Raw genomic sequence first — 23,774 nt, forward strand, 5'->3', positions numbered from 1 at the left:
AGGGGGCAGGGGGAAAAACTGAGACAGAGCTTGTACTTTGCCCCAGTTAAAGCGGGCAAAGAAGGACGGGGCTTCACCCGTGTTTCGCTCCGCTCCACGTAGTTCTTGGAAGGGCTTGCTCCCCCAGCTAAGAGCTCCCTTCCCCCCTGTCTCTTCGGTGAGCAGAAGTTAGAACATGCCCATGCCGCCCATGCCGCCCATGCCGCCCATGCCGCCCATGCCGCCCATGCCGCCCATGCCGCCCATGCCGCCCATGCCGCCCATATCAGGGGCAGCAGCAGCAGATTTCTTCTCCGGCTTTTCAACAACGATCGCTTCGGTGGTTAAGACCAAACCAGCAATGGAACCAGCGTTTTGCAAAGCTGAACGCACGACTTTGGCAGGGTCGATAATACCAGCAGCAATCAAGTCTTCAAATTCACCAGTAGCGGCGTTGTAGCCAATGTTGAAGTCGCTATCCCGGACTTTCGAGACGATCACAGAACCTTCAGCACCAGCATTGTCTGCTATTTGGCGCAAGGGGGCTTCTAGCGCTCGTCCGACAATATCAGCCCCAATTCTTTCTTCCTCATTTTGTAGGGTCTTTTTAATCTCTTCTACCTTCTTAGCTAAATGAATTAGAGTTGTCCCACCACCAGGAACAATACCTTCTTCCACAGCAGCTTTAGTAGCGTTCAGCGCGTCTTCAATCCGCAGTTTACGGTCTTTGAGTTCGGTTTCGGTTGCCGCACCCACTTTAATCACTGCCACACCGCCAGCAAGCTTGGCGATGCGTTCTTGCAGTTTTTCTTGATCGTATTCAGAATCGGTTTCTTCCAACTGTCTGCGAATTTGAGCAATCCGCTTTTGTACTTCTGGCTTGGTGACACTGCCAGCTACAATGGTGGTGCTTTCTTTGTCAATAGTGATTTTGCGGGCAGTTCCCAGCGCTTCTATAGAAGCGGTATCTAGACTTAAGCCGATTTCTTCGGAAATCAACTGTCCATCGGTGAGAATAGCAATATCTTCTAACAAAGCTTTCCGGCGATCGCCAAACCCAGGCGCTTTGATTGCAGCCACGGCTAGTACACCCCGTGCTTTGTTCACTACCAAAGTTGCCAAAGCATCACCTTCGACATCTTCAGCAATAATCAGCAAGGGCTGACCAGAACGGGCGACTTTTTCCAAAATCGGCACTAAATCTTGAATGCTACTGATTTTTTTGTCAGTAACCAAAATCCGAGCGTTTTCAAATTCCACGATTTGCCGCTCGTTGTTGGTGACAAAGTAGGGTGAAATGTAACCCCTGTCAATCTGCATCCCCTCAACTACTTCTAGTTCAGTTGTGAGAGATTTAGATTCTTCAACGGTAATTACACCATCTTTGGTGACTTTTTCCATTGCTTGGGCTAACATTTGGCCAACTTCTTCATCGTTACCAGCAGAGACAGTAGCAACTTGAGCGATCGCACTTCCTTCTACTGGCTTGGCTATCTTGGCGATTTCTAGTACCAATGCCTCAATAGTTTTGTCGATTCCCCGTCTCAAGCTAACTGGGTTACTACCCGCCGCGACGTTCTTCAAACCTTCCCGAATTAAGGCTTGTGCTAAAACTGTGGCGGTGGTTGTACCATCCCCAGCGACATCTTTAGTTTTTGAGGCCACTTCTTGGATGAGTCTTGCACCAGTATTTTCCAAAGGATCTTCTAATTCAATTTCCTTGGCAACAGTGATACCATCGTTGACAATTTGAGGTGCGCCAAATTTTTTCTCTAAAAGGACATTGCGACCTTTGGGCCCCAAGGTGATTTTTACGGCATCGGCAAGGGCGTTAACACCCCTTTCTAGAGCTCGCCGCGATTCCTCGTCAAATGCAATAATTTTCGCCATGTTTTATTTCTCTAGCGCTTCCATTAGACAATTTAGCACTCACAGCGCCAGAGTGCTAATCTTCCAAGCGGCTCAAGTTACAAATGGAAATAAAAAAAATTGATTAATATACAGGTGATGCTCATATTACATACAGGCAGTAATGCTTGAATTGGGAGATGAATCTAGACAACTCCCTTAAGTCCCTCGGTATTGCCGACCCTAGCGGCACCGGCTGGTTGGCGGTAGTATTTACGTTTCTCTTGGCTTGCCTTGTAACGTGGCGTTTAATTCCGACAGTACGCAAATTCGCCTTGCGGGTAGGTTGGGCTGACCAACCCAACGCACGGCGGCTCAACCGAGAACCTTTACCCAATGCAGGGGGGCTGGCTATCTACGCGGGTGTAATTGCCGCACTTGTATTAGCTAGCCTTTTACGACCTATCGAACTCCAAAACGTATTGGCTCAGGTGCTCACTATTCTGTTGGGGGGTTCGATATTAGTCCTTGTGGGCTTTATCGACGATCAGTTCGGCTTACCGCCATCTGTTCGTTTGTGGGCGCAAATTCTTACGGCACTGTTACTAGTAGCTAATGGCATCAGTATTCATGTCATGTTTGGTACTCCCATAGACTCTCTCCTGTCTATGTCGTTAACAGTACTTTGGGTAGTAGGAATTACCAACGCCATCAACTTGATGGATGGTATGGATGGTTTAGCGGGAGGAATCAGCTTTATTACCGCCATGAGTTTGTTGGGCGTTGCAGCCCAGTTTAACAATCGTGCAGCAGCAATTTTGGTATTAGCAGCCTTGGCAGGTGCTGCACTGGGCTTTTTACGTCACAACTTTCACCCCTCGCGGATCATTATGGGTGATGCCGGAGCATACTTTTTCGGCTATGTATTAGCAGCAACCAGTATTTTAGGTAGGCTGCAACAAAACACAGTTTATGCGCTAATTCCCACGGTTTTATTTCTGTTATTGCCAGTAGTAGACACCACTCAAGTATTTGTGCGACGGCTATTAGCAGGAAATAACCCTCTGAGTACTCCAGGCAAAGACCACCTGCACCACCGCTTACTTGCTTGGGGACTCTCACAACGCCATGCTGCGTTCACACTTTGGTCAATTACCTTAGTTTTCAACTTGCTGGCTATGAGAATACAAGGCATGAGTTTGGCTGTGATGCTGACTACCGCCAGTAGCATTATCATTCTTTTGGGCTTTACTATCTGGCAAAGGATACGTCAACAGCCCTAATTCCTTGTAGGGTAGGCATTGCAATGCTAGCCCTACTATGGTTTATTCAGTCCAGCAAAAATTCAAGCTTGAGTTACATTCTATATTCCGCTCTTTAGAGAGCAGCAATTTTAAATTTGGCTTGCTAATTTTACGGGAGCAATTTGTATGATAGCCCAGCTACTATTTATCAGTTATCTATAGGAATCGTATTTGATTTTTGAAATTATCTACGTGGGTGGGGAGTAGGGAATAGGGAATAGGGAATTAGGCTTTTCGATCTGTACCGAGCTTTTTTAGAAATAAAACATTAGTCCTATATATCTATTTATTAGTTTTGTTTGAAAGGATTTTTTAAACTTATCTAACAGGCTATACTTGCTGAAAAGCAACATACGCTAAACAATTAGAAAATGGCAATAAATGATAATATTGGCGCAATCTAGGTATCGGCGCTCATATTTTCTTGCAATTTTTACAAATCCAAATCCTTGAAAATATAAATGAATTCTTTTTAAGAACGCTGTTGTGTCTATTTGCTATATAACAGATGTACATCATTTGGTTGCTTGTTATAGTTAAATATTTTCACATTTAATATTAAGTACTTGTGTTACTTTTGCTCTCCTCAAGTTTGTGAATTATGAGCTATATAGTTATTCAACTTAAGTATTAAATAAGATCATTACCAATAGTCTAGGAAAAGCAAAGACGTGAACCGTTTCCAAAAGCTATCCTCAATTGTGTTCTTGCTATTAGCCTTCATTTATCCACCTGCTTTGGCTGAAGCCAAGGATAATACTCTAACCAATGTTCTTAATGAACAAAGTCTTGACGCACAGACAAAATTAGTTGGAGGACAAAGTGAAGAGCTTTTGTTAGCTCATCGACGGACTCGAAGACGTTATCATAGACGGCAACGGACTGGAAGATATTATTATCAACGCCAGAGGAATCGACGACATTATAGACGACGCTATCGCTCTGTACGTTATCACGGACAACCATATCGTCATGGAGAATGGGAACTTGTGCGCGATCGTCATGGACGATTAATGTATGATTGGCAGCGTTAATAGTATTTACATCCAATTTTCCCAGAGAATCTTTATGCGTAAATCCTAATGTAAGCAGACTTATTTGAGTTATCTGATATTCCTGCTCAAAGTAGCGATTGGCAAGCGCCCCCACAAGTGCTTCTTTGCCTGAAAAAATTAATGCAACGACCCTACTAGATAGCTGCACGGGTGGCGTCTAGGTTGATTAATAAGTTCGTAGTTGGCGCTTTAGCGCTAAAGTACCAACTATGAACAATCGCTACCCCTCAACTATTTAGGCCATCACCATACCGCCATCAACATTAAAAACTTGTCCGGTGATGTAGTTGGCGGCGGGATCGGCGGCGAGGAAGCGCACCATCCCAGCGATTTCTTCGGGTTGACCGAAGCGGCCGAGGGGGATGTATTTGAGAATATCTTCGGGGTTGTTGAGGTCGCTGGTCATATCGGTGGTGATGAATCCAGGGGCGACGGCGTTAACAGTGATCCCACGAGTAGCTAGTTCTTTGGCAACGCTTTTGGTGAAGCCGATTACACCCGCTTTGGCAGCGCTGTAGTTTGATTGTCCTGGGTTGCCCATTAGCCCAGCTACGGAGGTAATGTTGATAATCCGCCCCGATCGCTGCTTAAGCATAATTTTACTGATGGCGCGTGTACATAAGAAAACACCAGTTAGATTAAGGTCTATCACAGCTTGCCAATCTTCTGTCTTCAAACGCAAAAGCAGATTGTCGCGGGTAATACCTGCATTGTTGACTAAGATATCCACACGGTTGAACTTTTCGATGACGGACTTAACTAGTGCGTCTACTTGATCGCTTTTAGAAACATCAGCTTGGATAGCGATCGCTTGACCTCCCGCACTTGTAATTTCTGCAACAACTGCTTCAGCTGCTGCACTAGAACTGGCATAATTGACAACTGCGATCGCTCCCTGTGTAGCTAATTCAATTGCGATCGCTCGTCCAATTCCTCGTGATGCACCTGTGACAATTGCGACTTTATCTTGTAATAGTGTCATTTAATGTTCCTCAATCTTAGAAATACTGCGCTAATTATCTTATGGTGATTTAGGGAACATCTGAATATTGTCTCGATAATTAAATATCTATAGTTATTTCTCTCTTAATTGATGAATAACTTGAAGCAACATATTGTTAATTTAATTTATAGCTGTGACGCCCAATAACCCATCGTAGCCATCGCCCTATTGCATACGCTAGAAAGTGTTGTAGCTACAAGCATTGTAGGCATCACTTTTGGGAATGCCTGTATAGTTTATAGCTTTTCCTAATCAAATGAGTTAGATCAGAGCAAGTAAGCAGCTTTCTCTTAGGGCGTTAGGGGTGGGGTTCTGTACCTACTCAACTAAGAACCGCTATAGTGATGTACTTGGTCAGGATAGGTTTAAATACATATTTAATCCATATACACAAACAAGAATAATATACGAATTTTATTATAATTATTTAAGATTTTTTACTGGCAAATCATTCTATATTGACTAATTTAATCCTTTCCCAACAAAAACTCATAAACCTATACCGCTTTTATTTTCTAAGAATTACTATTGAAACAAACAATTGAAAATCGGTGTGTATCACATGGCAAATAAAAAGCAATTTAACAGCTTTGAAGAGATGCTGTCTGCTTCTGATGTACCTGTATTAGTAGATTTTTACGCTGACTGGTGTGGCCCATGCCAAATGATGGTACCAATTTTAGAACAAGTCAATGCCCAACTTAAGGATCGCCTGCGAATTGTCAAAATCGACACAGAGAAATACACAGATTTGGCTACTCAGTATAAAATTGCTGCTCTACCAACCTTAGTACTATTTAAGCAGGGTCAGCCTGTGGATCGGATAGAGGGAGTGATGCAAGCACCGCAGTTAGTGCAATATCTACAAACAAAGGTTTAAGCTAACACTTAAAATTTGGATTTTAGCTGCCAGAGGCGCGGAATATCGCGTCTTTTTTAGTGGATTAGCACAGCTTGTAGCCCTACAAATCACTGTGTAAAATCTTAAGTAAATATTAAGCATATCTACTTATACGTCTAGAGGAAGTACTTTAGAAATTGAGATAGCTATATTGTGTAGATATAACAAAATATCTTGACAAGTAAAGCAATATATGAATTACAAGCAGCAAAGACCTGACAAAGCCTATATTTGGGTGAATATTGATTTTGATAAGGTTAAATATAGAATAGATGCGGTGACTTGCCAAATTGAGCGGGTTATAGAAAAGCACCAAATTTCAAATCAAACTGGTCAATCAAGCAAAATAAATAATTAGGTTATCTGTAGGGCGATGTCTACGATTAGCTACACCTGCACAAGTTATTTTTAGTGCAAGCGTAGGCGTATCCCAAGGTAGGCACCGTTTTGCACAACAGATTTTAGGCAAAGCAACTATTTTGTCAAACACTAAATAGTACTATTATTTGATAATTTTCCACCGAATTTATACTTATTTATTAGTCATTATTTTATCCTCGACACTCAAGGCTGGTTAGATGATGGAGAAATTAAAAGATTTCCTCGTCATGACCTTTATATTATTAATAAGCTCTGGGTTCAATATAGTGAAGGCAGATTTGGTTTTAGCGTCCAACAACGTATTTGGCAAGCCAAGAAAGATTGTAAGCGCTTTGCTTATAAAGTTGGATGGCTAGCAAGTCTTGCCAATAGTGAATGGGTTAAATATGAAGAATATACTTTCACCTTAGACGCACCTAAAGGGCACTTTCCATCTATATCTCGGTTAGTGGGTTTAGATTCTAGAAATATTAGTGCGCTTCAGCATCGAGTAAAGATTTTTTTGTCACGATACTAGTGAAACAGGGCAATATTGTTATGACTGTGAACTTTGTTACCCAATCCCAAAATCCCCCAATAAACTGGGGGACTTTGACTCCCTAATCCCAACCTCTTAAAAGGTAAAAGTAGTCCGAAGCACACCTACAGTCGTAGTGTCATTATTGCTGTTACCTTCTGGGTTAAAGAGAATAAACGCACCAGGGGTAATGCTGATATTATCGCTAACTTGAAGGCGGTAATAGGCTTCTAAATGGTAAGGAGTGGCCCGATTCTCGCCTGTGGGGGTAAGTTGAGCAGAACCACCAGTATCAGTACGGAAAAGCGGCTGACCAAAAAGAATCCCGGCGGTGTTCCCAGACTTGAATAAATCTCTGAAGTGAACTCCCGCCATCCAACTTGTAAAGGTGGTGGAAGCATTCACGCTATTTGAAGCAGCATCAACAAATAGTGCTGCACCGTATCCCGATAAAGCTATCTTGGGAGACAATCGCCATGTTACCGTACCTCCAACAGAGTTGAGTGTGACCGGTGTTTCAGGTCCAACCCCTGCTAAAGCATTGATATCACTACTAACTAATCCTGTACCCAAAATATTGATTTCGTGATAACTGTGGGCATAGTTTAAACCAATATCGAAAGCGGGACTTGGCTTGAAGGTTAACTGTGTGGCAATAACACTACTACCACTAAATAAACCTGCTCCCAAAGGTGTAGTAGAAACTCCTGGTAGTCCCGCAACCTCACTTGCAGATTTTTGGGTTAAATTGGCATTTGGATTGCCGTATAAAGCTCTTAAATCCAAATTTGGCGAAATATTAAAAATCAATCCCGCCGCCGATGCTAAACCAGTACCCGAAGTCCCACCAGAAATCCGTAGCACAGGATTCAAGCCAGCAAAACGAGAAATTGACTCTTGTCCTTCACCATAAAAAGGCGTAATTGCTGGGAAAGCATCTGATGTCTCTGCCGCAGTTCCCGCAAACAAGGTTAATTTATTAGCGACGGGAAAGATATACAGCAATTTGTAAAGCTGAACACTGTTTGCGCCAAGACTCGACAAAGTATTGACATTTAACCCCGGAAATTGCGGCTCAAAACTGGTACGGGCGCTACTTGCACTTAAAAGCGGCGCAGCTAATCCTAAACTTTCTTGCAGGCTACCCTGTCCATTAGCCCCACCCAAAAAGTTATAGGCTTGCAATCCAGTAATTAATGAATCTTTACCAGTAAAGCTAGTGGTGAGATTTAACCGTACTCTATTGACTAGGATGATGTTGGAGTCGCTGTTATTAGGAGCGCCACCGCTAGCACCAACACCAGCAATAATTACCTCTCCATTGAGCTTGGTCGTAGTGGAAAACTGATTTGCTTCTAGTTCTGCTGTGCGAGCTTCTACAGCATCTACTCGACCCCGCAATGTTGCTAATTCTGCCGCAAATTGTTCTTGTAGTTTCTGCAATGTGGCTAAATCTTCCTTCTTGACCAAATCACCAGTTGCAGTCGCAATCAGTTCATTTATTCGGTCTAAACAAGCATTTAAGCCAGCAGCGAATTCATAGCGAGTCATCGCCCGATTACCGCGATAGGTTTGATTGGGATAACCTGCGATACAACCGTAGCGTTCGACTAAAGATTGGAGTGCCTGAAAGGCCCAATCAGTCGGCTGTACATCAGACAATTGGGATACAGATGTTACTTGTGCAAGTTTGTATGAGGATGGAGATAAACTTGCTGATTGTGGTATGATTGGCTGCCAAAAGTTAACAGCAGAATCTACTCCTAAATCTTGATTTTTTTGCTGTTGATTGACTGGGGATAAGTTTTTTTGCCTCTCATTAGCTATCAGCAATTGACTAGAGATATTATTTGCTAAATTGCTTTTATGAGAATCATTTTTTTGATAGCTGCCATCATTTTGATTAACAGCTACGTTTTTATCTGCAATTTCTAGACTAGGAAGGGCTTGCACAGGTAATAACCCGGCAATTAAACATAAAAATCCCATCCCACTAGCAGAAGCTAGTAGATATTTTGCCATCATAACTCCCAACACCTATAAAATAGTGCAAAAATTGATTGCGATTTCAAAATGGATTGATAAGTAAATTTAAAGTATATTTAGCAAGAGAACCTTGTTAACTTTAAATTTTGCATTTCAGGATTTTTTCTGAATCTGCTTACCAGGAAATCAGCTTATATCGCAAGTATTAAATTATAGTAAATACTATTTTTGCAAAGAATTAACAATAAAATATATTGATAGTTTCTATAGTTACTATGGTAAATGCTAAATGGTTTGTGAACAGTACTTTCCGTAGGATGCCTGATTCATAAGCCTTACAATTTTTCTCTGTTCAAATATAAAATCAGATTGCTATATTGACAAAATAATAATTACATAAGTCTAATTTTGTGATAACGAATATAGGTATTGGGACGAAATCCTCAGCTCAATACCTACCAAAGAATAATTTACTCAAAAAAAATTAAGAAACCGCGATCGCTGATCTATTTGGGTGCAGGTAAAATCAGTAAGAAAACAATGGAAATAATTTCTCTTGCGGTTGTAGCCTACTGTAGACCTCATAGTAGTCTTGTATAATCACATTTTAGCCCAATAAACAATACCCTACAGTAAGTAATATTTTTAACAAAACATTTGTAACTACCCTTGCAGTTTATTTACCCACCGCCTGCTATTCTTATAGTTACTTCGGTCTGTCATAGCAGATAGATTATCCTCAATAATGTTTTTATTTGTTAGCGCTCATATACCATCGTGGTAATATGGGTGCTTTTACTTTATCGCTCATGGCAAAAATCTGGTTTAATTTTTAGGCGATGTCTGGTGTTTGGTACATTAAGCTGACACTGAAGCTTTAACTTGACCAAAACGGCGATCGCGTCTTTGGTAGCTCAACAAAGCCTGATGAAATGCTTCTCTATTAAAATCTGGCCAAAGAATATCGGTGAAATACATTTCTGTATACGCCATCTGCCACAGGAGAAAATTACTCAATCGCATCTCACCACTAGTACGAATCAGCAAATCTGGTTCTGGAGTATCTGCTGTGTAGAGATGTTGTTCTACAAGACTTTCATTGACTTCCTGGGGGCTAAGTTCGCCCTGTTGCACGAGTTGAGCTACTTGACGGCAAACTCTAGTAATTTCGTTGCGGCTACTGTAGTTGACTGCAATAGTAAAGTGGATTGCTTGATTGTTCAACGTCTCTGTCATTGAACGCTCCATTTCCGTCTGTAGAGACTTGGGTAAAGCCGATAAATCTCCAATAAATGAGATCCGTACTCCTTCTTGATGCATCTGAGCCAACTCGCGGTGTAGTAATCGCTCAAACAAATGCATTAGAAAATCTACTTCTTCAACTGGACGCTGCCAATTTTCTGTTGAGAAAGCATAGGCTGTCAACGCTTTGATTCCCCAATCTTTGCAGCAACGCAATAGTTCTTTGAGCATCTTTGCTCCTTGGCGATGTCCAGCAATGCGCGGTAATCCTCGACTGGTGGCCCATCGGCCGTTACCATCCATGATGACGGCGATATGTTGGGGGATTTTTTGAGGGTTTAAATCGGTGGGTAATTTTGATTTGTCATTTGTCATTTGTCATTTGTCCTTTGTTTTTACTAATCAGTAATTCTAAATAAATCTTGCAAATAGCCTGGTGTGAGGGTGTTGTTCCAATTCCATAAACGATGCATTGTGTAGGCGAAGGTGAAAAGGAGAGTTGTTTTGTTGGTTAATGACCAAGCATTCCAGTTGAGGGTAGCCATCATGCGGTGGAGAGTACGCATGAGGTTGTTACGCTTGATAGTTTGGCGTTAGCGTTCGCGCAGCGTTCCGTAGGAAAGCTCACCGTTGGCGTAGCCTCTCGTAGAGAAGGTATCGCGTTTTAATTAGCGTGCGTCCAATTCGCATCAACCCAGTATCAGGGAAAGTCCAGACTCCAAACCCCCAGAATTTGGTCATGTGGTTGATTTCATCCTGTGCTAGTTCCTCTAAAACATCCTGGAGTGCGCCAGTGGTGTGAGCCATCAACCAAATATAAAGACAGGTAGCACCGTATTCTGTGGCAATGCGGTGTAAACCGTGGCGATATAAGTCTTCGTGAGCATCATCTGTGGGGAGATAGCTTCTAACAGTCCGAAGTTTTGGGGTAATTTTCTCGCCTGTTAATTGGGTGTAGATTTTGATTAATGCAGGTGTATGTTGACGTTCTTCCTTTTCCCACAAACCAGGTTCCAGGAGTTCGCCATTTTCACCGACTGTTCCACCAACAAACCGAGCCATCTGAGGATGCAATTTTTCTAAATACTGGCGACTGGTTTGGGTATAACCGCGAATGGGAGCTTCTGTATCCATCGCACCTATCAATATAGATAAAAATACCTCTGCGTCTAAGCCGATAATTTGATTACGGTTAATCGTCTGCCAATCAATGGATTTCCAGGGACGCGGTTGGGGATTGGCAAGCTGTATCAATAAATCTTGCAGACGTTCATGTAGTTTTTCGACTGCAATATATTTGTCTATGAGTAAACGAATGCGGCGCTGTGTTTGTAAGTAATGAGGACTGGGATAGCTTTGACCTGCTAAGTCTTTTGTGATTGGGCTGAGGGTGTTAAGCATATTTTTATACTTAAATTTTTATCTCTATGCCCAATAGCCTAAGCGATCGCACTTCGTTTTGTCAGTCGGCTAAAGTCGGCAGTTTTATATGATAGGGTTGCAAAAGACCTGGGGTAGAATTTGGGGTAACTTTGGGACGACTCAAGCGCCAACTCCACAATCGGCGCATTGGGGTGTTAATTGACAATCTCGAACCTGCATTGGATCAACAAGGTGGGTTGATTGCTTCTCACCGCAACTATGTAGAACTATTGCGGGTTTTAGCTGATGCAAGGGTGCAATCTGTTACCTTGATTACTAGCCGCGATCGCCTTTGTGAACCGGGGCTAAATGTGAGTCACTATCGGCTTCCTGGTTTGGATCAAACTGCATGGCAAAAGTTTTTTAGCAACCGTGGGTTAGGTTTTTAATCGAGCCATTCAACTATTCACTGAAATAAAAGCTCCGAAGCAAGTTGAAAAAATTTCCAACTGCGCTGCTCAAGGTTGTGTCAACCATTCCTGACATTGTTGAGTGGATATTCCTGCTTTCTGGTGCTGAATTATCCGTAGACGCTAAACTAAGGCATATTGCTAACACACATAATATGTCTAATTGCGTTCGCGTAGCGTGCCGTAGGCGTTCGCTATAGACTTGAGTGGAAACTATTTTAAGCGATCATCGCACATCCTCGACAAAGAGCAATATCTAACGACAAGCCGAGGAAGGGTCTACAAGTTTTGCAATTCTTTAGACAAATGCTATCACCTACGGTGGGCGCTTGCGCCATCGCTCACCTCATCTTCTTATATCAACTAATTATGGGGTTATCTGATTGCCAACCTTTTATATGCACTAAACTTTAAATTTGTCAATATTTACTGTTTATAGCTAAAGTCTAATGTTAGAATCAAGTCTTCAGCTAAACTAGATACTATACAAACCATTGCTAATTACTAGTATAATATGGCGGAAGTTTGCCTACCTTTAACAAGGGGCAAAATCCTCTTGTTAGTTTGATTAATTGAGATGGTACTTGGATTTACGCCATGCTTTACTGTTGCTATGTCTTTCGCTCTCGAAGGAAATCTGGTCAAATGGTAGAGATAATTCACGACTTTAGTGCGTCTGTCAAGTCAACTAATACTACAAAAATGCCTTAATACTTTAGGGATTGTGACACTTAGTTAGTCTGATTGCCCATAATAATAAAAGTAATCCTTCAGCAATTTACTGTTGTACTCTATTAGTAAATCATAACTATATTTTTAACTATGACTACACAAACACTACATCCACCAGAAGTTTATCAAGGCCAGTTTGGGGAATTTACAATTACTCAGAGCGATCGCACTGGCGTAATTATCTACCGCGCTGGGTTAATGGTAGCAGCACTGAGCTTTGCCATAGGCAGTGCTTTGGTTTTGCTCAACAATAACCCGACTATTTTTACCGCACTTACACCTCTATATACTTGTTTTAGTGTCGCTCTTGGTGTAAGTTTATTTACCATTCATATCTATATGGCATCACTGCACCGAATATTGCAAATTTTTTGGGCGATCGGTAGTATAGCATCAGTGATTCTGGCAATCTCTAGTAGTGAACCTTTGGCTCTTACCGTTTACAATCACCCTCTTACCTTATTTGGAGTTGGTTTTATCTTCGTTGCTTTGACAGGTATTTACTTTAAAGAGGCTTTTTGCTTCAATCGCCTGGAAACCAAAGTATTAACCCTAATAGTACCGCTACTATTGTTAGGACATTTGGTGGGAATTTTACCAATTCAGGGGGAAAGTGTTTTATTAGGAATTTGGGCAATGTTGTTTTTGGTATTTGCCTTGCGAAAGACAGTGCAAGCAATTCCTGCTGATATCGGAGATAAGTCTGTGTTTACTTATTTGAAAGAACAACGTTTAGCTAAGGCTTAATGCAGAGAAAAAATCGTCGGTGTCGAAAATTTCCAACAATAAAACTAATAAAACGCCAAGAAATGTGGACACTTACGGCTCAGGGGTGGGCGATTGCAATCGCTTCGATTGCTTATTTAATATTCTTCACTATTACTCATGTACACTCATTTCTCGCCGTGACTTCCCCGATCAAATCAGCAGAAGTATTGGTTGTTGAAGGATGGCTACCAGATTATGCCATACAACAAGCTTTGACTGAATTTAAAAGCGGTTCTTATAGTCTAGTAATTACCACGGGAGGCTCAATAGAAAAAGGAATTTATCTTAGCGAATACAAAAACTTTGCAGAAGTGTCAGCCGCCACTTTCAAAAAACTCGGTTTAGAATCAGAGAAGGTGGTAGCTGTGCCGACACCTGTGGTGATTAAGGATCGTAGTTATGCATCTGCTGCCGAATTTAATCGCTGGCTATCCGATTCCAATTTAAAGCTACAATCAATTAATGTTTTTTCTTTAGACGTTCACACCCGTAGGAGTTGGTTGCTGTTCAAAAAACTACTTAGCCCTAACATCAAAGTTGGTGCGATCGCTGCCAAAACACAAGATTATGATCCAAACAAATGGTGGGATTATAGCCAAGGTGTACGGACAATTATTGATGAAGGCATAGCTTATATTTATGCGCGGTTTTTGAATTGGAGATCCTAAAAGTAATAATTCGTAATTCGTAATTTTGAGTTACAAACTACGAATTATGTTATGTAGCTTTTTCTATGAGCTATATAAAAGCAAGTGAGGAGCTTGTTCTTAGGGGATTCGGAATGGAGTTCAGTACCTACTCAACTTAAAACCGAGAACCGCTATATAAAACGTAACTTTGCTAGGGTGGGGTGCTTTTACTATATGGAATTAGACAAACATCATATTACTTTTTCAGAATTTGTAATAATGCTTGTCGGTAAATTTTTAGGCCCTCTGCGTTCAGATGCTCACCATCGCTCGATAAATTCTCTTTAAGAAGATTATTCTCATACAATGGTGCTACTTCTGCTGCTGCAACTGGCACTTTTTCTATTTCACCAACTTTATTAATCAAACTATTAATTTGTTCAACTCTAGAATTTGGGGCTGATATAGTTGGATCTGAGCTTGCTGCAACTGTTGAATAAAAAGCCGGAATGAGAAAAATCTCTTTATTTCCCATTGTGCGGACAAGTGCGATCGCCTCTTGCAGATTTTTGCTAAACAACTCATTACTAATTCCATACCAAGCATCATTTCCACCTACGGCAATAATAGCTTTTTCGCATGTAACCTTGGTAGGAATTAAACTTTTTAATTGTTCTAGTAATGAGATTGTACTCAAGCCATTTAACCCAAAATTAAAAGTACCATTCCCAAGGGTATTACCAAGCCCAGCCGAAACAGAATCACCAAATAAGCAACCTGAAAACTGTTTATTTTGGGCAGCAAGTATTTGATATTGCAGTGCAATTTTTCCGAAGGGTGAAGAACTTACATTGTCCTTTGGAGGTGCATCAGCAGAACCAGAAGAGGAATTTGCCATCCCAACTAGCTTAGAAATTTTTGACACATCAACAACTAGTTGATTGCTGGGATAGGCTGCTAGAAAGCTGACTAATCCTAGACCTTCTGGTGATTTTGCTCCTATGATAATAGCAGATCGTAAGGCTTGTATACTGGCTTGATCGCGACGGGCGATCGCTTGGGATGCAAAAGATAAAATTTGCTTGCCCATTCCTGTATTTATCAGCTTATCTAAAGCCACAATATCAAGAGACATTTTTACCTGAAGGGCATCTTGAAACTTCTGTTTCTCCTTAGGGCTGAGGTAATCTAGAAAAGATTGCAGATCCGCAGAAGCCTTTTGGTTTTCGCCATAGTTGCGTATATCTGCCACAGGGATCGATTGCTCAAACAATCCGTATCTGACAGTAACTTTCTCAGCAGCTAAAGTAGGCAACGAACCAAGGCCACTGTGCAACAGTAAAAATATTAAGCACCCAGATAGGCTTATTAAAAGACGATAGAAATATTTCATCACACAAAATAAAAAGATAGTCAATAGTTAATACTCAAGAGTCAAGAGTCAAAAGTCAAGGGGTTAGCCATTAGTCATCAATTCTTCCACTGCCTCGCCTGCTCTCACATTCCCCTCAACATCCAACCCCAATTTGGGAATACTTAATCCAGTAGTGAGGATGGAACGGTGATAGAAGAAGGCGCATATTGGCTAGCTTGGGCGCAAATTTCGGGAGTTGGCCCGGTATTACTGCGGCGGCTGGAGCAGCATTTTGGCACGTTAGCAACAGCTTGGAACGCCAGCAAGGTACAGTTGGCAGAAGTAGAGGGTTTTGGTTTTCAAACACTAGAAAAAGTAGTACAACAGCGATCGCGTTTACACCCAGAACAACTATTTACCAAACACCAGCAGGAAAATTCACATTTCTGGACACCAGCAGATGCAGATTATCCCCGCTTATTGTTGGAAACTCCGAGTCCACCGCCAATTTTGTACTATCGCGGTGAAGTCGAACTCCAAGAAAATCTCGGACAAAAACCGATGGTTGGAATTGTCGGAACCCGCCAACCCTCAGAATACGGTATCCGTTGGACTCGCCAAATTAGTACAGCTTTGGCTAAAAATGGCTTTACAGTTGTTTCTGGGATGGCAGAGGGAATTGACACAGAAAGCCACAGCGCCGCCATGAAAGCAGGCGGACGAACGATCGCAGTTTTGGGAACTGGTGTAGATGTTATTTATCCACATAAAAATCGAGATTTGTACAAGCAGATTTTGACGGCTGGGTTAGTCGTGAGTGAGTACCCCACAAAAACCCCACCCGATCGCAAACACTTTCCCCGCCGCAACCGAATTATTGCAGGTTTAAGCCGCGCCATCCTCGTAATGGAAGCGCCGATAAAATCTGGTGCCTTAATTACTGCTACCTACGCAAATGAATTTGGTAGAGATGTCTATGCGCTGCCTGGTAGAGTAGATGATTACCCATCCCAAGGGTGTTTAAAGTTACTGAGTCAAGGAGCTTCTTTCATCCTTAAAGAATTAGATGAACTGTTAACAATGCTAGGAGCAATACCACAAATTGATGGAGTCGAGGCTTCCACAGCACCAGAACAGTCAATGCCAACTTTAGAGCCAGAATTGCAAACAGTAATGGATGCGATCGCAAGTGAAGCTTTACCCTTCGATTTTATTGTCCAACAAACCGGCATGGCTGCTGGCTCAGTTTCCGGTGCGTTGTTACAGTTAGAACTTATGGGTTTCGTTTCGCAATTACCAGGAATGCGGTATCAAAAAAGTTAAGAAATAAAAGATAAAAATACAGTTTAGCTTTTAGAAACAAAAAGCTAGTGGCGATAGCACTTTCGATTTTTCTAGCTGCTTGATGAGGTAGACGCCTCTGGAGATTTTACTACTCTTCTACCCCAAGGTTTGATAACTGAAATGCCGATGATAGCAAGTATACAGAGAGTTTGAGTTGCACCACCTATCAGGACTCCATTCAAGTCAAACATGTACAATGGATTGCTCAATGCTTGCTCCCGTGTGGCATCCGAAATACTTGTCACCGCATTAACCCACGGCCCTAGCCATATAGTTCCTACCACAATCAAAGTAACTGTGGCAATCCATTTGACAATTACCCAGTAATGTTTAAAAAATCCCCAAACGGTTAGCCAACAGAGAAGTCCTCCTGTTAACAAAGATAGGTTTGCAGAGGGAATAACCACAAAATCATCAAGCAATTTCAAAGTTGTGTTAATCGCATACAGTTCGTCACCATTGGTAATATTGGCATTCTTCAACGCAATGGCAACCATGCACAGAGCAGAGCCAAACCAAATGCTACCAGAAGCGACATGAGCAGAGAGTAACCAGTTTTTCTGTTTAACGTTGAGTTTGGGCATAAAGTCTCCAGATTTGATGCACGAACGCTAAAATTAATTAGCTCCCATATAATATGGCTCCTTATTATAATAGGATAAAATTTCTTAACTTTAAAGGTATTTACCTATTTAAACTAGAAATCTCGCATCGCTGGTACTCCTGCCTGTAGCTTAGACAAGAGTTGTATCAGTGTTTTCTGCTCAGTAAGGCTCAGATGAGCTATCAGTCCAGTAGTTCGACAAAAATGATCTGGCAGGATATTTGTCAAATTCTGTTGCCCTTGCTCGGTCAGTTGCACGACTAAACGGCGTCTATCTTCTGGATGTGGTTGTCGCTTCAGCCATCCATCCCGTTCCAAACCGTCTAATAATCCAGTTATAGTTCCACGGGTTACACCAGAACGTTCAGCACATTCTGAAGGTGTTAAGCGCTGACCATTTGCTCGGAATAATTGCATAAGAACTGTAAATTTACCCATAGACAGCTGATGGCGAGCTAAATGGGCATCCAATGCTGCATAAACAAGGGCTGTAGTTTTCAAAAAGGCTAAACAAGTCTCCACTGCGGAAATATTTAACTCAGGAAACTGTGTAGCAAGTTCCTCTAATTCATACTTTGGTGGAACTTCAGGAGAAACAAACATAAATTTGCAAGCATTAGTTGACTAGCTTACTATATGCTGCCTTAGTAAATCTTGCTGTGGCAATTCCACATTTAAAAATCCTAATTTATCTTGGGGAATAATATTGCGGATTCATAACTGGAGATTGATAACCGTTTGGGGGTACTGTATTTCCCATACTGTTGGGTACAGGATTCACAACAGGAGGCTGATAAACACTCATGGGTACAGTGCCTGTCGTACCATTGGGCAAAGCAGGACTCACAGCAGGGGGCTGATAACCATTTGCAGGTACAGTGCTTGTGGTACTGTTGGGTGTAACAGAATTTTGGCTAAACTCTTGGTAGGTAACACTAGAAATTGAGCTAATCAATTTTTCGGCGCGAGGGTCATTATTAGGGCGTTGTACCATGACAGAGGCTATGTAGCGTTTGCCAGTTGGAACAATAATTAAACCTGCATCTGCCAGCATAGTACCAATATCGCCCGTTTTGTGGTATACTCTCGCGCCTGTTCCCAAACCGGATGGTAGCAGAGTGTCTCTCTGAGTGCGACGCAAGATATCGAGCATTAAATCGCGTGATGGCATACTCACTAAATTTCCCTGACTCACAATCGCCATCAAATTTCCTAATTCTTTGGGACTAGTGGTATTTGTCCCTTGTAAATCTGGGAGTTGATTACGAATTGTTGTGGTTGTCAATCCCCAGTCCCGGAAACGCTGGTTTAACGCCTCCATTCCTCCTAGTCGCGCAATCAGCATATTTGTCGCAGTGTTGTCGCTGATTGTAATCATTTTACTGGCGACTTCCAGAGCAGCATACTGGGTTCCGGCAGGTTTATATTGCAGATTTCCTGAACCGCCAGCAAGCATATCCTGTTGCATAGTTAGCATTTCATCCAGGCGAATTTTACCCGCGTCTACATCCTGGAAAAAAGCAATTAGAATCGGTACTTTAATTGTGCTAGCCGCCGGAAAACTGGTAGAGCCATTGATATCTACATAATTACCAGTATCTAAATCTACTAAAAATACTCCAGGTGTAAGATTTGGGTTGGTCGCCGCCAAATTTTGCACGGAATTTTTTAAGGAGACCATTTCCTGAGATAGGTATAAGCTCGAAGTTGCAGCTGGGGGAGTTTGGGTAGGTTGTGGCTGCGATCGCACCACATTACTATTAGATTGCGGCGCAGAAGTTGTGCTGATGCGATTAGCGGGGTCTAATACTGACAATGCTGTGCCAACAATTGCACCCATGCCAACACCCACAATCAATAACCGTACAATATACAACAAGGTTTTGGCCATTGGCTTTAACCGCGTCTTCGGCGATGAACGCCTGCCGATTTTTGGCTTTTCCATCCGTACTGTTTTCACCATCACAGCACCTGGTCGAAAGGGAGGAATTTTGCCCTTTACACTAGGTATTGGTTTTACTGCCGTTGGCATGACTAATCCCGATTTTACCCTACGTGTAGTACCAGGGGTTGGGGGAGGGCTGATCGGATTTTTTGGGCGTGTTTGCGCCGCTTCTCGCCCATTGGCAGCTTGCTGCTGGCTGTTAGCTTTAACTTTCTTCCTTACCACTTTTTGAACTTTTTGTGGCGGCTGACGGCGATTTAAGGGTTGACGCCGCGAGAAAGCTGTTAGTTCGTCACCTGACTCTGACACAGTTACTCCTTGTGACCCACTTGGCTGTTTTCTTGCAGACTCCTAACCCAAAACTTAATTTTTAAGCAAATAATATTAATACTCAAATTCCACTTTGCCACTAAGTAGCATTTTTGTGTTTAGTTTAAGCCATATTAAATATTTTGGGAGATGATTGCGTATATATTAAACAAATAATTACAAGTTTTCACCATCCTTCTGGTTTTTAAGGGCCCATTCTACCTGCTGCAAAATCCCACGCAGCATGTATACTTCCCCTGTTTTCAGATGAGCGCGATTATATATTTGGCGGAATTTTTCCATCCGACTAGCTGCCGTGTGGGGATATACATAACCAATTTTTAATAATAATGATTCTAATTGCTGATAGTATCCTTCCACAACATCTAAGGAGGCGAGTTCAGTTTGGGTTAAGGTTTTAGCGTCAGGTTGCTGGGTACATTGTGACAATTCATAACAGCAAATTGCTACGGCGGTAGCCAAATTGAGGGCTACATAATCTGGACTGGTGGGAATGCCAACAAACCTTTGTGCATAATTTAATTCTTCATTGCTTAATCCCCGGTCTTCCCTGCCAAAAATTAGTGCTGCGGGTTTTTCTGGTTCCTCCAGCAACCAGGGTAGTGCAGTGCGGGGGTTTTCTAAGGGTGTTTCCCAACTGCGAACGCGACCAGTGGTAGCGATCGCGCGTACACATCCATGCAATGCTTCTGGTAAGGTCGGCACCAATACCGCAGATTCGATAATTTCCTGACCATGAACAGCCATCATCAAAGCTTCCGACGATAGCGGATCGCATTGGGGATTCACTAATACTAAATTATATAGCCCGAAATTTTTCATTACCCTGGCGATCGCTCCGATATTGATCGGCCCAGCTGGCTCTACCAACACAATCCTTAATCCAGCCAAGCCCATTTTTTGCCTCCTGCGATCGCACCAAATAATATTTTTAGGCTAATTCTCAGCATTATTATGTTTTGCTAAAAAGTTTCCTTGATATCATTCTAAACTTTGCAGGTAAATGCCTACGGCAGGTGTGATGAACAATTACCTGTTTTAATCATCACAACTAACCCGGATATCTCACAAAGAGATAAAAAAGGTCAAAAACTGCGAAATGAACAACAACTTAAAACGATTCGCACCTGTTAAACATTGCCTACCCCTTGAATGCTCCCAAGCTCTACAAGCGTCTAATCCAGTCGGACAAACTCAGACTAGAATTAGAATGGACGTTCTCTAGTAGCTATGCCAGACTCTTTGCCATTGCGCGATCGCTATCTTGCCTTAATCGATGAAATTGTCGAAGCCACCCTCAAGGGCAAAATTAGCTCTGTTGAGATGGTGTATCAAATGCTGCTTAAAGGAATTACTTCCGGTACAGGGGAAGTCTTTGAGCTAGTTTTAAGCGATCGCTTGAATGCTCTCCAAAATCAAGTCGATAGTGAAAAAGACGAACTCAAAAAAGCTAAGGCTACTAGGAGTTTGAGAGCCATTAAAACTATTCAAAGTCAATGGCAACGTTGGCAAGAGCAAAACAAAACCACAGAAGCGATCGCCTCCGCAGTTACAGAAATTACCACAGCTCCTGCTGACGAGCGCCTAGCAGTATTTTTACGGGTTACTGATCCCAATCAGAAATATCCGCTAAATTTGCAACAGCTACAGCAATTATCAAAAGCATTACAGCAATTTGCCGAGGCAGATGCTGATTTACAACAATTTTCCGAAGGAATTACCCGTGGTTTAGCTTCTTGGCAGCGATTGCAAGACAACTTGCTCAGTTGGATGTACGAGCAAAAAGAATCTTTGGGATTTGGCGGCGTACCGGGAGAACGTGGCCCTTGGGCAAGTTGGGCGAAACAACTCAACAGTGAGTTACCCCAAGCACTGCTTCGCACCTTAGCTATGGAAGAATCTGCAATAGAGTTTGCCGAGCGACAACGGGGGATCACCCTTAGAGATTGGGTAGAAATGGCATTGATTTTACAGTACTTGCAACGGGGACTAATTAACTGGTTTGACCAACAAGCTTACGATATTAAGGCCGGGCCAAAGTTGTCCATTTCCACCTTTTTGACCTTTGCAGTGATTTGGAGTCAGTTAGCAAGTGGTTTTAGTAGCATTGGCACAGTATACAGCGATGCCTGTTCTCAAATCATGCTCCAGATATTGCGAACCTTTGCCCAGCGTCCGTATTTTCCCTTTTACGGCGGGATTTTTGCCTCTTTTACAGGCACTTATTTGCGAGATGCCCTAGATTATTTGGATGAACCATTGCGGCGAGGCGAGGGAACCCAAGAAAAGGCGCGGATTTTGACACTTTTAGGCTATTCTCAACGTGCTTTAGGACAATACCAGCGTTCTATTGATTTTCATCAGCAGGCATTAGAGATAGCCAGAAATGCAGGCGATCGCACCTGTGAAATTGCCAATCTCAACCACCTTAGCCGCACATACGTGCAACAGCAAAATTATGCTGAGGCAATTAATAACAGTCAACGAGCATTGATACTGAGTCGGCAAGCAGGCGATAGAACAGGAGAAGCAAACGCGCTGGTAAATTTAGGTTACAGCGAAGTCATGCAAGCTCAGGAACTGGAAAACTTAGAACCAGAAACCTATGAAGCTGCAATTAACTATTTGGAACAAGGTTTAAAATTATCAGAAAAATTAGGCGATCTTCAAAGTAAAGCCTTATGTGTCAGTAGCTTAGGAATTGCCTATCTAGTAATTGGAGAACATCAAACTGCAATTAAATATCTTGAAGATGGCTTTAAAACAGCGCAAGTTTCCGGTGATTTGTATCTCCAAGGGCGTAACTTAGCTTATTTAGCAGAAGCTTATTATCATCTACAAAATTCGGAAAAAACTGTTTACACAGGCTGCTTGGGAATGTATCTTTTGGAGCAAATTGCTTCTAGTGAGTGGCGTCAACCAGCAGGGTTACTGACAATTTTACAAGGACAAATAGGGGCAGAAGCCTTCCAAAAGTTCTTACAGCAACATCGCCCGAAAATCATTGCGGTTATTGGTGTAGATGGATATGATCACATTCCACAATTGTTAGAAGAATATAAGGAAAATATGTAAGAATAGTAATTTGATTCAGGTTGGAACGCAACTTTTTCACTACAAACTGTTTGAACTTCTCCTAAATTCTAGACATGTCCAGAAATTAAATATGCGTTATCCAAAACCCTTGTAGAGACGTAGCAGTGCTACATCTCTTTTTCACTTCAAGTAAATATTTAGCTAAATTTTCTATTAATCTTGTAGAGACGTAGCAGTGCTACATCTCTTTTTCACTGCTTAGTAGGCGGCTATCTCAGCACCAGGATCAATGTAAGGTGTCCTACCAGTGGTATCGTGGGCACAGGTAAGAACCATTGTGGTTGGCTGATTTAAATTAACGACTGTAACCCCACTGATTGTAGATGCCTGAGATGCACCCACTTGTGCTCCAACGAAGGCTACGTGGTTACTAATAACCAGACCTGTTTCTCTGGCGCGGACATAGCATCGCACGAAGTCGTTGGCTCCAAAGTTTACAGCTGTCGCTGAATAATTAACTATCCACTTCCCAGCAGGAAGAGCAATTTCTGTTAGTCCGAGTTCCTGACCTCCAGTACTAGGCAAAAAAAGAGTCGGTGTTGTCTTGCTAAAGAATGCTGCATCAATTGCTGTTGCAGGCGGTGTTAAACCGACTACCGCTCCAACAATAGCTAACAAAGAACTACTTAATGCTATTAGTTTCATATCTTAATTAATTTTTAGTGATGTCACGGAAAGTATATAGACCAGATATACTTCATACATAATTTATTAATAAATATACATATCTCTTTGGTAAGCCTGGAATAGATATTCACCATTTAATCACCATTTAAATAGACCTCTTGCATAATTATTTTCTGGTATGATCAAGAGTTTTAGAAAAAATCCATATCAGAATCTATACAGAGAAATTTTGTTACCTCATTGGGATGTCTGATAGAGATATAAAGCAAATTCTTAAAACCCTCTATGATACCATAA

The 23,774-nt window shown here is 42.0% G+C and carries 19 protein-coding genes and 2 pseudogenes; 10 read left to right on the forward strand and 11 right to left on the reverse strand.

Translation table 11 applies throughout. From position 1 onward, the window contains the following. Positions 1 to 168: 168 nt before the first annotated feature. Complete coding sequence (gene groL / locus LC608_RS09290) at positions 169 to 1,869, reverse strand: chaperonin GroEL (RefSeq protein WP_229553270.1); 1,701 nt, start codon at positions 1,867 to 1,869, stop codon at positions 169 to 171. A 158-nt stretch (positions 1,870 to 2,027) separates the two neighbouring features. On the opposite strand from groL, the gene LC608_RS09295 reads away from it, so the two are divergent. Together LC608_RS09295 and LC608_RS09300 are read left to right on the forward strand one after the other, a co-directional pair. Then, positions 2,028 to 3,110, forward strand: coding sequence for an MraY family glycosyltransferase (locus LC608_RS09295; protein WP_229553271.1), 1,083 nt, complete (start codon positions 2,028 to 2,030; stop codon positions 3,108 to 3,110). A 692-nt stretch (positions 3,111 to 3,802) separates the two neighbouring features. Then, a complete protein-coding gene (locus LC608_RS09300; protein WP_229553272.1) occupies positions 3,803 to 4,165 on the forward strand; it encodes a hypothetical protein in 363 nt (120 codons plus the stop codon). A gap of 256 nt (positions 4,166 to 4,421) precedes the next feature. On the opposite strand, the gene fabG is transcribed toward LC608_RS09300, so the two are convergent. Then, a complete protein-coding gene (gene fabG / locus LC608_RS09305) occupies positions 4,422 to 5,168 on the reverse strand; it encodes a 3-oxoacyl-[acyl-carrier-protein] reductase (protein WP_229553273.1) in 747 nt (248 codons plus the stop codon). A gap of 583 nt (positions 5,169 to 5,751) precedes the next feature. On the opposite strand from fabG, the gene trxA reads away from it, so the two are divergent. From trxA to LC608_RS37505, 3 genes are all read left to right on the forward strand, one after another. Beyond that, positions 5,752 to 6,069: a thioredoxin gene (trxA, locus tag LC608_RS09310; RefSeq protein WP_229553274.1), complete on the forward strand. Its 318-nt coding sequence runs from the start codon at positions 5,752 to 5,754 to the stop codon at positions 6,067 to 6,069. 214 nt (positions 6,070 to 6,283) lie between these two features. Then, positions 6,284 to 6,448: a hypothetical protein gene (locus LC608_RS09315; protein WP_229553275.1), complete on the forward strand. Its 165-nt coding sequence runs from the start codon at positions 6,284 to 6,286 to the stop codon at positions 6,446 to 6,448. A gap of 195 nt (positions 6,449 to 6,643) precedes the next feature. Beyond that, positions 6,644 to 6,988, forward strand: a complete 345-nt coding sequence (locus LC608_RS37505; RefSeq protein ID WP_374108390.1) for a GUN4 domain-containing protein — start codon at positions 6,644 to 6,646, stop codon at positions 6,986 to 6,988. A gap of 96 nt (positions 6,989 to 7,084) precedes the next feature. Here LC608_RS37505 and LC608_RS09320 read toward each other — a convergent pair whose 3' ends face one another. From LC608_RS09320 to LC608_RS09335, 3 genes and pseudogenes are all read right to left on the reverse strand, one after another. Continuing rightward, a complete protein-coding gene (locus LC608_RS09320; protein WP_229553558.1) occupies positions 7,085 to 9,010 on the reverse strand; it encodes an iron uptake porin in 1,926 nt (641 codons plus the stop codon). 822 nt (positions 9,011 to 9,832) lie between these two features. Continuing rightward, positions 9,833 to 10,591, reverse strand: a complete 759-nt coding sequence (locus tag LC608_RS09325) for an isoprenyl transferase (RefSeq protein ID WP_229553276.1) — start codon at positions 10,589 to 10,591, stop codon at positions 9,833 to 9,835. Positions 10,592 to 10,614: 23 nt separating this feature from the next. Continuing rightward, positions 10,615 to 11,617: pseudogene (locus LC608_RS09335) on the reverse strand (ferritin-like domain-containing protein). A 101-nt stretch (positions 11,618 to 11,718) separates the two neighbouring features. Between LC608_RS09335 and LC608_RS09340 the strand changes: the two are divergent. From LC608_RS09340 to LC608_RS09350, 3 genes and pseudogenes are all read left to right on the forward strand, one after another. After that, a pseudogene (locus LC608_RS09340) lies at positions 11,719 to 12,018 on the forward strand (NB-ARC domain-containing protein); the annotation flags it as partial. Positions 12,019 to 12,870: 852 nt separating this feature from the next. Then, complete coding sequence (locus tag LC608_RS09345; RefSeq protein ID WP_229553279.1) at positions 12,871 to 13,527, forward strand: DUF2301 domain-containing membrane protein; 657 nt, start codon at positions 12,871 to 12,873, stop codon at positions 13,525 to 13,527. A gap of 158 nt (positions 13,528 to 13,685) precedes the next feature. Next, a complete protein-coding gene (locus tag LC608_RS09350; RefSeq protein WP_229553280.1) occupies positions 13,686 to 14,216 on the forward strand; it encodes an ElyC/SanA/YdcF family protein in 531 nt (176 codons plus the stop codon). 217 nt (positions 14,217 to 14,433) lie between these two features. Here LC608_RS09350 and LC608_RS09355 read toward each other — a convergent pair whose 3' ends face one another. Beyond that, positions 14,434 to 15,594, reverse strand: coding sequence for an alpha/beta hydrolase (locus tag LC608_RS09355; RefSeq protein WP_229553281.1), 1,161 nt, complete (start codon positions 15,592 to 15,594; stop codon positions 14,434 to 14,436). A 144-nt stretch (positions 15,595 to 15,738) separates the two neighbouring features. Here LC608_RS09355 and dprA point away from each other — a divergent pair, with 144 nt between their 5' ends. Continuing rightward, a complete protein-coding gene (dprA, locus tag LC608_RS09360) occupies positions 15,739 to 16,854 on the forward strand; it encodes a DNA-processing protein DprA (RefSeq protein ID WP_229553282.1) in 1,116 nt (371 codons plus the stop codon). A 71-nt stretch (positions 16,855 to 16,925) separates the two neighbouring features. On the opposite strand, the gene LC608_RS09365 is transcribed toward dprA, so the two are convergent. From LC608_RS09365 to LC608_RS09380, 4 genes are all read right to left on the reverse strand, one after another. After that, positions 16,926 to 17,459, reverse strand: coding sequence for a hypothetical protein (locus LC608_RS09365; RefSeq protein ID WP_229553283.1), 534 nt, complete (start codon positions 17,457 to 17,459; stop codon positions 16,926 to 16,928). 113 nt (positions 17,460 to 17,572) lie between these two features. Further along, positions 17,573 to 18,082 carry a MarR family winged helix-turn-helix transcriptional regulator gene (locus tag LC608_RS09370; protein ID WP_229553284.1) on the reverse strand — a complete coding sequence of 170 codons (510 nt, stop codon included), beginning with the start codon at positions 18,080 to 18,082 and terminating at the stop codon, positions 17,573 to 17,575. 85 nt (positions 18,083 to 18,167) lie between these two features. Continuing rightward, a complete protein-coding gene (locus LC608_RS09375) occupies positions 18,168 to 19,733 on the reverse strand; it encodes a serine hydrolase (protein WP_229553285.1) in 1,566 nt (521 codons plus the stop codon). Between the two features lie 177 nt (positions 19,734 to 19,910). Further along, positions 19,911 to 20,651 (reverse strand): RNA methyltransferase, encoded by a 741-nt coding sequence (locus LC608_RS09380; RefSeq protein ID WP_229553286.1) that lies wholly within the window; start codon positions 20,649 to 20,651, stop codon positions 19,911 to 19,913. Positions 20,652 to 20,984: 333 nt separating this feature from the next. On the opposite strand from LC608_RS09380, the gene LC608_RS09385 reads away from it, so the two are divergent. Then, positions 20,985 to 22,829: a tetratricopeptide repeat protein gene (locus LC608_RS09385; RefSeq protein WP_229553287.1), complete on the forward strand. Its 1,845-nt coding sequence runs from the start codon at positions 20,985 to 20,987 to the stop codon at positions 22,827 to 22,829. 219 nt (positions 22,830 to 23,048) lie between these two features. Here LC608_RS09385 and LC608_RS09390 read toward each other — a convergent pair whose 3' ends face one another. Next, positions 23,049 to 23,495: a hypothetical protein gene (locus tag LC608_RS09390; RefSeq protein ID WP_229553288.1), complete on the reverse strand. Its 447-nt coding sequence runs from the start codon at positions 23,493 to 23,495 to the stop codon at positions 23,049 to 23,051. Positions 23,496 to 23,774: the final 279 nt, after the last annotated feature.

Origin of the sequence: Nostoc sp. XA010, assembly GCF_020829625.1 — a bacterium.
Lineage (GTDB): Bacteria > Cyanobacteriota > Cyanobacteriia > Cyanobacteriales > Nostocaceae > Nostoc.